Source organism: Mesorhizobium sp. LjRoot246, assembly GCF_964254115.1.
GTDB lineage: Bacteria > Pseudomonadota > Alphaproteobacteria > Rhizobiales > Rhizobiaceae > Mesorhizobium.
Genome location: NZ_CAXUSN020000001.1, coordinates 4,918,819 through 4,931,319 on the forward strand (window position 1 = coordinate 4,918,819; position 12,501 = coordinate 4,931,319).

Annotated in this window: 9 protein-coding genes and 1 tRNA gene; 7 read left to right on the forward strand and 3 right to left on the reverse strand. The window is 60.2% G+C overall.

Annotated features, from left to right (window positions below):
- Positions 1-24: 24 nt before the first annotated feature.
- The 3 genes from ACSQ3L_RS24245 (at position 25) to ACSQ3L_RS24255 (ending at position 4,616) form a co-directional block, all read left to right on the forward strand.
- Positions 25-2,097 carry a lytic transglycosylase domain-containing protein gene (locus ACSQ3L_RS24245; protein ID WP_436162203.1) on the forward strand — a complete coding sequence of 691 codons (2,073 nt, stop codon included), beginning with the start codon at positions 25-27 and terminating at the stop codon, positions 2,095-2,097.
- A gap of 194 nt (positions 2,098-2,291) precedes the next feature.
- Positions 2,292-3,455, forward strand: a complete 1,164-nt coding sequence (locus tag ACSQ3L_RS24250) for an IS4 family transposase (protein ID WP_436158411.1) — start codon at positions 2,292-2,294, stop codon at positions 3,453-3,455.
- 261 nt (positions 3,456-3,716) lie between these two features.
- On the forward strand, positions 3,717-4,616 hold the full coding sequence (locus tag ACSQ3L_RS24255) for an alpha/beta fold hydrolase (protein ID WP_436162204.1): 900 nt from the start codon (positions 3,717-3,719) through the stop codon (positions 4,614-4,616).
- A gap of 59 nt (positions 4,617-4,675) precedes the next feature.
- Here ACSQ3L_RS24255 and ACSQ3L_RS24260 read toward each other — a convergent pair whose 3' ends face one another.
- Positions 4,676-5,761, reverse strand: coding sequence for a tyrosine-type recombinase/integrase (locus tag ACSQ3L_RS24260; RefSeq protein WP_436162205.1), 1,086 nt, complete (start codon positions 5,759-5,761; stop codon positions 4,676-4,678).
- Positions 5,762-6,002: 241 nt separating this feature from the next.
- Positions 6,003-7,169 (reverse strand): porin, encoded by a 1,167-nt coding sequence (locus ACSQ3L_RS24265; protein ID WP_436162206.1) that lies wholly within the window; start codon positions 7,167-7,169, stop codon positions 6,003-6,005.
- A 452-nt stretch (positions 7,170-7,621) separates the two neighbouring features.
- Between ACSQ3L_RS24265 and ACSQ3L_RS24270 the strand changes: the two genes are divergently transcribed.
- From ACSQ3L_RS24270 to ACSQ3L_RS24280, 3 genes are all read left to right on the forward strand, one after another.
- A tRNA-Ser gene (locus ACSQ3L_RS24270) sits at positions 7,622-7,712 on the forward strand.
- A gap of 177 nt (positions 7,713-7,889) precedes the next feature.
- A complete protein-coding gene (locus ACSQ3L_RS24275; protein WP_436162207.1) occupies positions 7,890-8,132 on the forward strand; it encodes a GIY-YIG nuclease family protein in 243 nt (80 codons plus the stop codon).
- Positions 8,133-8,257: 125 nt separating this feature from the next.
- Entirely contained in the window at positions 8,258-9,421 is a 1,164-nt protein-coding gene (locus ACSQ3L_RS24280) for a porin (RefSeq protein WP_436162208.1), read from the forward strand.
- Positions 9,422-9,591: 170 nt separating this feature from the next.
- Here ACSQ3L_RS24280 and ACSQ3L_RS24285 read toward each other — a convergent pair whose 3' ends face one another.
- Positions 9,592-11,271, reverse strand: coding sequence for a tetratricopeptide repeat-containing sulfotransferase family protein (locus ACSQ3L_RS24285; protein WP_436162209.1), 1,680 nt, complete (start codon positions 11,269-11,271; stop codon positions 9,592-9,594).
- A 108-nt stretch (positions 11,272-11,379) separates the two neighbouring features.
- Here ACSQ3L_RS24285 and ACSQ3L_RS24290 point away from each other — a divergent pair, with 108 nt between their 5' ends.
- Positions 11,380-12,492, forward strand: coding sequence for a pyridoxal phosphate-dependent aminotransferase (locus tag ACSQ3L_RS24290; protein ID WP_436162210.1), 1,113 nt, complete (start codon positions 11,380-11,382; stop codon positions 12,490-12,492).
- The last annotated feature ends 9 nt before the right edge of the window (positions 12,493-12,501 follow it).

A 12,501-nucleotide genomic window follows, 5' to 3' on the forward strand; every position in this document is an offset into this window, starting at 1 on the left:
AGGACAAGGAAAGACCTAGGGATCATGCCGGGCAGTCGGCCTCACCTCTTCGCGCTGCTTGGCGCCACGCTCGCGCTGATGCCGGGCATGGCGACGAGCGGTAGCGTCGATGTACAGGTCACTTCGACCATTCCGATGCTGGCCTCGACCATCGCAATGCCAGGCTCGGCCCTCCCGATGCCCAACCTGCAGGACAGGACGCAACAGGCGCCCTCGCCCGATGTCGCCCTCTTGAAGAGCGGGCTGGATGCGCTGGCGGCGGGCGATAGTCCCGGCGCCCGTGGCGTGCGCGACGCCCTTCCCGCTCATTCGCTCGACCAGCATATCCTTGCCTGGGCGATAGCGCTTTATGGCGGCGACAAGGTTCCGAGCGGCGACATCGCCGCCGCGGCAAAGATGCTACCCAACTGGCCGGGCACCGTCGCCCTGCGCAAGAACAGCGAGCGCGCGCTCTATCGCGAGAACCCTGCTCCAGACATCGTTATCAGGGCGTTCGACGGCAGCCAGCCGCAGACATTCGAAGGCGTGATGGTTCTCGCCCGCGCCTATGTGGCGTCGGGCAACGTCAAGGCGGCGCGTTCGGTGCTGTCGCCATTCTGGCGCACGGCGACCCTGGAGGCCAAGGACGAGACGGCGCTGGTCAAGGAGTTCGGCAGCCTAATCCCGGCCGCAGACCACCGTTTTCGCATGGAGCGCATGTTCTATGCCGACCGCGCGAATTCCGCGCTGCGCGTCGCCGGCCTCGCCGGCGCCCGGCAGCTCGCCGATGCCTGGGCGGCGGCCGACAAAGGCGACAAGAACGCCGCCAAACTGCTGAAGGCCGTGCCGGCGACACAGCGTTCGGCCGGTTACTTCTTCGCGCAGGCCGAGTATCTGCGCAAGCAAGAGGATTTTGCCGGCGCCGCCGCCATTGTGATGCAGGCGCCGACCGATCGCGACGCTCTGGTCGATCCAGATGCCTGGTGGGTCGAGCGCCGGGTGCTGTCGCGTGAACTGGTCGACCAGGGCGACATGAAGACCGCGTACAAGATCGTCGCCACGCACGCCGCTGAAAGCGCCGCCAATGCGGCGGAGGCCGAATTCCATGCCGGCTGGTATGCGCTGCGCGGGCTGAACGACCCAAAAACCGCGGCCACCCATTTCGCCCGCATTGCCGACCTCGCGCAGGGGCCGATGACGCTGTCGCGTGCCTACTACTGGCTCGGCCGTGCGGCGGAAGTCGGCGGCCCAGGCAATGCCAGGGACTATTTTGCGCGCGCCGCTGCCTACGGCACGACATTTTACGGTCAGCTTGCCGCCGAACGCGTCGGCCGGCAGGCGCTGAACATCGTCTATCCCCAGCCAAGTGCCGCCGACCGGCAGAATTTTGGCGGCCGCGAAGCCGTCGGCGCCATCAAGCGGCTGCAGGAGGCAGGCTACGACCGCTATGCCGAAACGCTCTATCGCGACCTTGCCGGGCAGTTGACCAGTCCGGGCGAACTGGCGCTGCTGGCTGTCCTTGCGGAAAAGCAAGGCAATCATTTCATGGCGCTGAAAATCGGCAAGATCGCCGGCGCACGTGGCATCGATGTCGGCGCACTGTCGCATCCGCTCGGTGTCATTCCCGATTCGGCCGACATTTCCGGCTCTGGCAAGGCGTTGGCCTACGCGATCGCCCGCCAGGAGAGCGAATTCAACATCGGCGCCGTGTCCAGCGCCGGCGCGCGCGGCCTGCTGCAGCTGATGCCGGGCACCGCCAGGCAATTGGCGAAGAAGGCCGGATTGCAGTTTTCGCAGACACGGCTGACCACCGACGCCGGTTACAATGCGACGCTTGGTTCGGCCTTCCTCGGCGAACAGCTCGATCGCTTCAACGGCTCCTATGTGCTGACCTTCGCCGGCTACAATGCCGGCCCCAACCGGGCCAGCCAGTGGGTGGCCAGATATGGCGACCCACGTGGCAAGGACATCGATGCCGTCGTCGACTGGATCGAGCGGATTCCCTACACGGAAACAAGAAGTTACGTGCAGCGCGTGATGGAGAATTACGAAGTCTACAAGATGCGTATTTCCGGCAAATACGATATTGTCGGGGATCTGGTGAACGGGCGGAGTTGAGGGGACAGCGACGGGTAAGTCAAAGGCTGGCGCTCTACGGCGCCCCCCTCTGTCCTGCCGGACATCTCCCCCTCAAGGGGCAGGGCTGTCCGGGGAAAACGTCAGCTGAATCGAAATGCCGCATGCGCATGCCCCGTAAGACGGCGGTTTTCCGTCTACCTTCTGGTTGTCGAGACTCAGAAAGGGAACGGAGCATGCGCTTTACACCTAGCATTCTTGGCAAGCTGGTTGAACCGATCAATCGGCGCGGCTTTCAGACGGTTGTGGATAGCCATGACGGGGATGCCTACGACAAGTCGTTCAAGAGTTGGGACCACCTGATGGTGCTGGTTTATGCGCAGCTCAGTGGCGCCGACAGCCTGCGTAGCCTGGAAGCCGGCTGGAACGCCAACTGCCAGCACCATTATCATCTGGGCACCGACCGGTTGCGCCGCTCGACCTTGTCGGATGCCAACCGCCGCCGCCCCGTTGGTCTCTTTGCCGAGACTTTCGGTCTGCTTGCCGGCCAACTTGACCGGCAGACGCGCCGTGAGGGCACGGCCATGCTGCGGCTGATCGATTCCACGCCTATTCCGCTCGGCAAGACCTGCGCCTGGGCCAAGTCGAACGGCCGCATTCGTGGCATGAAGATGCATGTCGTCTACGATCCCGACAGCGATTGCCCGCGCGTCCTCGACATCACCGATGCCAACGTCAACGATGCCCAGATCGGCCGCACGATCACCATCGAGAAGGGCGCCACCTACGTGTTCGACAAGGGCTATTGCCATTACGGCTGGTGGACGGCGATCGCCACCGCCAAGGCCTTCTTCGTCACGCGGCCCAAATCCAATATGGGTCTCAAGGTCGAGCGCCAGCGTCGCATCGCCCAAACTCAGGGTGATGGCTTCACCATTCTGGAGGATGCTAACGTAAGTCTTGCCAGCAAAACCAACAGCAAACTGGCAATCCCGTTGCGCCGGCTCATCCTCAAGCGAAATGACGGCGACACCATCACGCTCTTGACCAACGACCTCAAGCGAACCGCCGTCGAGATCGCACAGCTCTACAAAGGCCGATGGCAGATCGAACTCTTGTTTCGCTGGATCAAGCAGCATCTCAAAATCCGCAAGTTCCTCGGCAACAACGACAATGCCATCCGCCTGCAACTCTTCGCCGCCATGGTCGCCTATGCGCTGCTGCGCATCGCCGCTCGCGCCTACCGTATCGCCATGCCAATCCTCAGGTTCACCGATCTGGTCAACCGATGCCTCTTCGAGCGCCGAAACATCGCCGCCATCGACAAACCGCCACCCGTCAACCCAAGTCAACGAAAACCCAATTACTCCCCAAACCAGATGTGCTTCACCTATGAATGACTTTCCCCGGACAGCCCTGCTCAAGGGGGGAGATTGGCTAGCACGGCCGTGCCGCCAATTCTGCTACGTTTGATATTGGCGAAACCAAAGCGGATAGCCGATCTCCCCCCTTGAGGGGGAGATGTCCGGCAGGACAGAGGGGGGCGCTGTCCCTCCAGCATCTCAAAGTTTCAACGCCTGCACTTTGGCCCGATTTGACCACCCCTGCCCTCGCCTATAGCAGTTGGAGGCGATCTGATGACGGTGGGGAAGCGAATCGGTATGCCAAACGACCAAGGTTTTTCTGACTTTTTCTACGGCGCACCGGACGGGCTCCAGCTCCATGCGCGCGTCTATGGCGAAACCAATACCGGCCGCTGGCCGGTCGTCTGCCTGCCAGGTCTGACCCGCAATGCTCGCGATTTTCATGAGCTGGCGCTCCATCTGTCGACGCATGCGGCAAATCCGCGAAAGGTCATCGCCTTCGACTATCGCGGGCGGGGGCAGTCAGCGTATGATCCCGATGTCAAAAACTACAATGTCGGCGTCGAAGCCGGCGACGTCCTAGCTGGGCTGGCGGCGCTGGACATCGCGGAAGCAGCCTTCATCGGCACGTCGCGCGGCGGGCTGATCGTGCATGTTCTGGGCATGATACGGCCGGCTGTCCTGAAAGCGATTGTTTTCAACGACATTGGACCGGTGATCGAGGTGGCAGGGCTTGCCCATATCCAGTCTTATCTCGAGCGCGACCCGACGCCCAAGACCTTCGCCGAGGCCGTGGATATCCAGCGCAGCGTTCACGGCGAAGACTTTTCCGCACTCACCGATGCGGATTGGGCGCGGATGGTATGGGCGCTCTACCGTGAGACGGATCAAGGCCTGATGCCGGATTTCGACCCGAAGCTTGTCGATACCGTTGCCAGTCTCGATCTGACGCAGAAGCTGCCTGATCTATGGCCGCAATTCGAGGCGTTGGCCGCCATTCCTCTGCTGGCCATACGTGGTGCCAATTCGAGGCTTCTGTCGGCGGGAACGCTGGAGCAGATGGGAAAGCACCATTCCATGATGGAAACGATCATCGTCGAGGACCAGGGCCATGCGCCATTCCTCGAGACCGGCGGTCTACCCAGCGACATCGCTGCTTTTCTCGATCGAGCCGAACGGAAGAATATTCCAAAGTAAATCCCATGACCAAACAAGGTCACGGGACAGCTACAATAGTATAGGCAAGGTTCTCCAGCCTACTTGGCTTTTGAATTTTTCCGAGGAGCCTTCGGCAATTCCCTTGCCGCAGCGTCCCTCTGTTTCCGCTCCGCCGTCGGCGACGAAGGCGTCGTCACGGGCGATGAAAACACGGAGCCTTCCGCGCAGTTGCCAGCCGGCTGAGTCGATCGAGGCGTTTCCAGCACGATGACGCAACCATCGAGATCGTTGGTGGCCAGATGCGCGTAACGCATGGTCATCGACAGGGTCTGGTGGCCAAGCCACATCTGCACGCGCCTGATGTCGATGCCGCCCTGGACAAGACGCGAGGCGCAGGTGTGGCGCAAGATGTGCGGCACCACCTGGTCGTCGGCGCCAAGGCCGACTTCGGCCTTCGCGTCGTTCCAGATGGCACGGAACTGTGCCTGGCTGAGCTTGGTGAACGGACCCTTGGGCCGGCGGCCTTCAGTGGGAGGCAGCTTGATGACCTCCTTGACCCGCTCGGTCATTGGAATGGTGCGGCTGCGGCCGGATTTGGTGATCCAGAAACTGACGCGGTGCTCCTGGATGTCATTCCAGATCAGCCCGAGCGCCTCACCGAGACGGCATCCGCTATCGACCAGGAAGACTGAAAGCCTGTAGGCATCCTCGCTGCGGCTCTTGATGGCGGCGAACAGCCTGGCCTCTTCGTCCCTCTCGAGGAAACGAATCCGTCCCGCCCGCTCCTTCTGGCGGCGGAACTCGGGCAGGCTGTGGATATCTCCCATCTTATGAGCCTTGCGCAGCAGTTTGCTGAGGGCAGCCATCTTTCGATTGATGGTTGCGTTGCTGTTGCCGCGCTGGCGCAAGGTACCAATAAGGTTGTCCAGGGTACTCTGGTCGAAGGCGCTGAATCGCTCCCCAAGGAGAAGCTCATCTATCTCGCCGATGAAAGAGCTGACATTGTATTTATGCCGCCCATCATCCCACAATATGTCCCGGTATGCTAAAAAGAGCTCTCCAACCCTGTACGACTTTACTTCTCTGATCTTGTTGTAACTGTATCGTATCGTCGAATTTTGAGAAGAAAACATCGAAAAATGATCGGAGGGTTCACCCTCTTGAATCGCTTCGGTCGTCATCATTTGCCACACCCCCGAGTGGGATAGATCAGCCCTATCCGCTTGGAGGCGTCCTTTCAAGAGATATGAATCACGCAGTTGTGATTTCATCCGCCCATCAGCGGATCCCACGAAACCATCCCACGGACCCTATTCAGCTACCGTTACCCCCTGTTCCTTCTGTTTTCCTTGACCCAGTCACGAAACAAAAACAGCCCGGGCGTTTGCGCGCCCGGGCTGGATTTCATCTGTAAGGAACCAGCCCTTAGAACGAGCGCTGGAAGCGGAGCATGCCGCCGATGTTGCTCTTGTTGTCGGCATTGGTCCAGTTGGAGAAGTCGGCGTCGTCGAATTTGCCTGCGTTGAGGTAGTCGACTTCGGCCGTGACCGTGAAGCCGGGAACCACATCGTAAGCGATGTTCGCGGCGATGCCGAGGTTCTTCCAGTCATCATACGAAATCTGGGCGTTGAACGAGGTCTTCTCGTTGAACTTGTAGGTGCCACCGCCCCACACTGCCCAGCTGCCGCCCCACTGCTTGAAGAAGCCGCGACCGCCAGCCGGAAGGGCATAGGTCGGGTCGCTGAGGTTGTCGTCGGTGCCGTAACCGCCCATGACCCACAGCTGTATGGCGTCAGAAACGTTCACGTCCAAGCGGACCTTGCCGGCGACTTCTTCGTAGTTGCTGTCATAAGCAACGACGCCGGTGATCGCGCCCCAGCCCTGTGTCCACTTCACGCCACCGACGACGTGCGGAACGTAGCTGTCGATCGTGCCCACGCCGTAGGAACCAAACTTGCCAGCGCCCGCGCCTTCTTCGAGCGACACCACGGCCGAGAAGCCGTTGCCGGCGTCGAAGTAGTACTGGACGACGTTGGTGTCGAAATCGCCGTAGGGAACCAGCGTATCCTGGATGACGTTGCCGGCGTAGCCGATGAACGTATTGAAGGCCGATTCGTCCTTACCGACGCGCAGCCCACCGAGCTGGATCCAGGCGAAGTTCAGCGAAGCGCCGCTGTTGCCAGCAGGATTGCCATAGTAGGTGGCATAGTTGTTGGCATTGTTGAAGTTGAAGCGAGTCTCAGTGTAGGTCTTCAAGGTGCCGAGTTCGGTTTCCTGGCCGGTCCAGGTCTTCAGCGTGAAGCGGGCCTTCTTGCGCCAGGTATCCTGCGTATCACCGTCCTTCACGTCACGGGACTCCGCACCATCGAACGAACCGACGTCGCCACCGCTGATGTCGTAACGCACATAGCCGCCGATGCGCAGGCAGGTCTCGGTGCCGGGGATGTAGAAGTAGCCAGCGCCGTAGACGTCGCAAATCTTGACGTATTCAGCGGGTTCCGGCTCGGCGACGACGACGGCGTCGGCGGCGCGCGCACCGGAAACTGCGATCAGGGCCGCAGCGGAGCCGAGGAGAAGGCTCTTAATGTTCATTTTCTGACCTCCAGTCAAAAGTTAAAAAACGGGTCTGGGTATTCTTTGCTGAAGGACAGCGTTCCCTGCCCCATCCCCACTACCGAAAAAGATGCGCACCGCGCCGCTCCTTCGAAATCGACATTACCCATGAGGCGGCGGCGTTCAACCACGATCGTACCGGCGAAAGGGCTGTTCGGCTGCTATCCCCTGGCGTTGTTGCACAAATGACACGATTTGGCCTCACTCAGAAAGCTCTCGTTAACCATCTGCCCCTCCGCAACCCCTTGTTTGCGGGCGAATCCGGCGATCGCCCGACGGAATCATGGCGAGATCCCGAGTCGCTGGCCAGGAACTGCCGCAGAACCGCCGCATCCGCGGAAAGCCGCGGTTTGGCGCGTTTCCTTATTTTTTCATTTAATGACGCGAGCTTGTTGATTGTGCCGGCGCTTTTCTTTATCCAGCGGCGCAACGGAGAGGTGGCCGAGTGGTCGAAGGCGCTCCCCTGCTAAGGGAGTAGAGGTCAAAAGCTTCTCGTGGGTTCGAATCCCATCCTCTCCGCCATCCTGCTTCGCGCCGCGCGCTTCGCAGGACAAGCCCAAACCCTCCGAGCGAAGCAGGATGCCCTCCGAAGCCGTAGCGAAGGAGGGCCTCAAAAGCCTTGAATTCCTTATAGAATAGGGTTGGCAGTCGCCCTTCTGCAAAGCAGGATGCCTCGCCTTTGGCGAAGGGGAGCGGCTGATGTGGTACGTCTATCTGCTGGAAAGCAAGGCTGTGGAAGGTGAACGCTATATCGGCGTGACTTCCGACCTGAAGCGACGGCTTGCCGAGCACAACGACGGAAAATCCAGTCATACATCCAAGTTCCTGCCATGGCGGATCGTGACCTATGTCGCCTTCTCGAATCAAGCCAAGGCCACTTCATTCGAGCGCTATCTCAAATCAGGTTCCGGGCACGCCTTCGCCAGCAAACGTCTGTGGTGACTGCCCGCTTCCTTTGTGAAAAATCCAGAGGTTTCCCGAGAAAACGCAGAAATAACAATTGCTTGCTGCAGAAGCAGGCATCGCCAAAACCGTTGTTTCGTTCGATTCTGACTGGAGGTCAGAAAATGAACATCAAGAGCCTTCTCCTCGGCTCCGCTGCGGCCCTGATCGCAGTTTCCGGTGCGCGCGCCGCCGACGCCGTCGTCGTCGCCGAGCCGGAACCCGCTGAATACGTCAAGATTTGCGACGTCTACGGCGCTGGCTACTTCTATATCCCCGGCACCGAGACCTGCCTGCGCATCGGCGGCTACATCCGTTACGACATCGGCGGCGGCGACGTCGGCTCGTTCGATGGCGCTCGCAGCTTCGATCACGAGGACGGTGAAGAAAAAGACACCTGGTACAAGAACGCCCGCTTCACGCTGAAGACCTGGACCGGCCAGGAAACCGAGCTCGGCACCTTGAAGACCTACACCGAGACCCGCTTCAACTTCGGCAACCGCAACAACTACGGCGCCTTTGACGCCGACGGCGATCCGATCGGCAACCCCGCCGGCAACAAGGACGTATCGCTGAACTTCGCCTGGATCCAGCTCGGCGGTCTGCGCGTCGGTAAGGACGAATCGGCCTTCGATACGTTCATCGGCTACGCCGGCAACGTCATCCAGGATACGCTGGTTCCCTACGGCGATTTCGACACCAACGTCGTTCAGTACTATTTCGACGCTGGTAACGGCTTCTCGGCCGTTCTCTCTCTCGAAGAAGGCGCGGGCGTCGTCGGCACGATCGACAGCTACGTTCCGCATGTCGTCGGCGGCGTGAAGTGGACACAGGGCTGGGGCGCGATCACCGGCGTCGTTGCTTACGACAGCAACTACGAAGAAGTCGCTGGCAAGGTTCGCTTGGACGTGAACGTCTCTGATGCCATACAGCTGTGGGTCATGGGCGGCTACGGCACGGATGACAACCTCAACGACCCGACCTATGCCATTCCGGCTGGCGGCCGCGGCTTCTACAAGACGTGGGGCGGCAACTGGGCAGTGTGGGGCGGCGGCACCTACAAGTTCAACGAGAAGACCTCGTTCAACACCCAGATTTCGTATGACGACTGGAAGAACCTCGGCGTCGCGGCGAACATCGCCTACGACATCGTTCCTGGCATGACGATCACGGCCGAAGTCGACTACCTCAATGCAGGCAAGTTCGACGACGTCGACTTCTCCAACTTTACCAATGCCGACAAGAAGAGCAGCGTCGGCGGTCTTCTCCGCTTCCAGCGCTCGTTCTAACGGACCGAGCCTGGCTGAAAATCTAACCCGGCGGGCAACCGCCGGGTTTTTCGTCCGTCGCGCCTTTTTCAGACCTTGCAGATGTCGACCTGCTCAATGGCTGGGCTGCCCAGATTGCCAGAACAGGCGACGCGGTGTGGACTCACGATGCCTGGATTTCCAGATTCAGATCAGATATCGGCCAAATCGCCGAGGGTCTCGATCAAGGGCTGGATCTCGCTTTCGTAATTCCTCCACTGCTTGACGGACGACGTATAGATCGGCTGGCGGACCTGCCAATTGCTATAGGTATTTACGGAGCCGGCCCTGTCAAAAAAGCGCAAGCAGGTATCGTCCCAGGGTAGTCCGAGATAATCTATGAGACAGCGCGACTGCTTCTCTTGATTTTCAATCAACGTCTCGTACCGGTTTTCGAAGATACGGCCCGGGAAAATCTTGTCCCAATGCCGCATCAGACGATCATACTCCCTGTAGTAAAGCCCCAGTGTCTCCAGGTCGGCGCTGTAGCTATGCGCTTCACTGAATTGCAGGACGAAGCAAGAGATACAGTTGTCAATGGCGTCGCGGCGACAATGAATGATGCGGGCGTTGGGGAAAAGGATGCCAATCAGGCCGACCAGCTCGAAATTGTGAGGCATCTTGTCGACAATTCGAAGTGCATCAGGAGCCCGCTCGCGCAGATAGGCAAGATGCTCCGCAGCCAGCGCCCTGGACAGCTGTGGAGTCATCGATGCAATCGCCTCACCCGGGCTTATGCCGGATCCAAACCTAAGATCGAGCCCATTCGATGTGCGTCTAAGCTTTGTTAACTCGCCAGCGCCATGAACATTGGGATGGCTGGCGCAGATCTGCTCAGTCAGTGTTGTGCCCGAGCGAGGCATCCCGACTACGAACACGGGCACCTCCGAGACATTGCCAGAAGCAGTCCTTGAAGCCACAAAATCCGGTGTAAAGGTCTCGATCAGGGCGTCGACCCAACGACGGTAGGATTGCAGATCGAACCTGTTGCCGCCGGCTTGATTTCCTTTCTTGAAGTGCTCCATCGCCTCCTTGTAGCAACCGAGGTCGTTGAGTAGCTTTCCGGCCGCGTGATGGAGCGCCGTCGCTCCCTTGGACCCGTGGTCAGGGTCTTGAAGTTCCGTCAGGATCGCCGCGAGTTCTGGTGGCTCTTCAGTGAATTTGTGCGTGCGTACAAGTGCATTGTAGGCGGCAGGTACCTCGATGCGCCGATCTATTGCCTCTTTGAGATGAACCGCGGCTTCGTCCATACGGCCGAGGCTTGCCAGCGCACGAGGCAGCCCCAACCGGGCCATAGGATGATCTCGGTCGACCCTGAGCGCCTTCTCAAAGAGCGGCAGCGCCATTTCCCCCTTGTCAAACGAATTGTATGCATCGCCCAAGGCGCAAAGCGCTTCCACCAGATCCGGCTTCAATGCCAGTGCGTACTGAATGTGTTTGATCGCCGGTGTAAACTCGCTGAGCCTCAAATAGGCTTGACCGAGGCTTAGGTGGTAGTAGGGATTTAGAGGCTCCTGCGCGATCGCCCTGGCAAAATACCGCAGGACCTTTTCGTCGTCGTACCCGATCCCCAGCGTCCCCAGTATATAAAGGGCCAGCGGATGTTCGGGCGTTCTCGCCAGAACGCGATGACAGAGTTCTTCCGCCTCAGGCAATCGATTCTCTTGCTGGAACTCGAGCGCCTGCCTCAACATCATATCGTTGGCCTGAGCGCGAGACGGAGCCGCCTTTACGGGCTGAGGTTTCGGTTGCCCAACCTTCGGCGGTGCGCCCTTCGGCGCTGGTTGCGTATTAAGGTGCTTGGCCCAAGCGGGCGGCAATCGGTTGCTCATTCTAGTTTGCTAGCAAAACGGATCGGCGAAATCCAGCGCGGCATTGTCATCTTGCGCCCAACATGCCTCCACGCTAGCAAGAAGACCGTTTTTCGAGCGAGCCTTATCATGCGCCAGCGCCCTCCCCTCACGCCGCTCATCGCAGCGCTTCCGTCGACCGTGCCCTTCGTCGGCCCCGAAGCGCAGGAGCGCGAGCGTGAGCGTGCTTTCCGCGCCCGCATTGGCGCCAATGAGAGCAGCTTTGGGCCTTCACCTCGCGTCATCGAGCGCATGGCTGGAATTGCCCGCGACATGTGGATGTATTGCGATCCCGACAATTACGATCTGAAGGTGGCGGTCGCCGCGCATCATGGCGTGAAGGCCGAGAACGTCGTTGTCGGCGAAGGTATAGACGGCCTGCTCAGCCTGGTGGCACGCATGTATGTGGCGCCTGGCGATGCGGTCGTCACCTCGCTCGGCGCCTATCCGACCTTCAACTTCCATATTGCCGGTGTCGGCGGGCGGCTGGTGACGGTCCCCTACGAGAACGACAGGGAAAGCCTGGACGGGCTGCTGGCGGCGGTGCGCAAGAACAAGGCGCCGCTGGTCTATCTGTCCAACCCCGACAATCCGATGGGGAGCTGGTGGGAGGCGGGCGAGCTCATCCGCTTTATCGAAGCGCTGCCGGAAACCACCATGCTGGTGCTCGACGAGGCCTATGGTGAACTCGGACCGGCCTCGGCACTGCCGCCGATCGATATCTCCAGGCCAAACGTCATCCGCATGCGCACCCTCTCCAAGGCTTATGGGCTGGCCGGCATACGCTGCGGCTATGCGGTGGCCGAGGCCCAGGTGATCCGCGACTTCGAGAAGATCCGCAACCATTACGGCGTCAGCCGCATGGCGCAGATCGCCGGCGTCGAGGCGCTTGCCGATCAGGACTATTTGCAGAGCGTGGTGGCGCGGGTCTCGGCCGGCCGCGGACGCATCGCCGGCATTGCCGAGGCGAACGGGCTGAAGCCACTGGCGTCGGCAACCAACTTCGTCACCATCGACTGTGGTCGCGATGGCGCTTTTGCGCTGAAAGTTCTGCAGGGCCTGCTGTCACGCGACGTCTTCATCCGCAAGCCGATGGTGCCGGTGCTCGACCGCTGCATCCGCGTCAGCGTAGGACTGGATCACGAACTCGACATCTTCGCCGAGGAACTGCCCGGTGCGCTGGCGGCAGCGCGGGGGAACTAGGAAACCGCT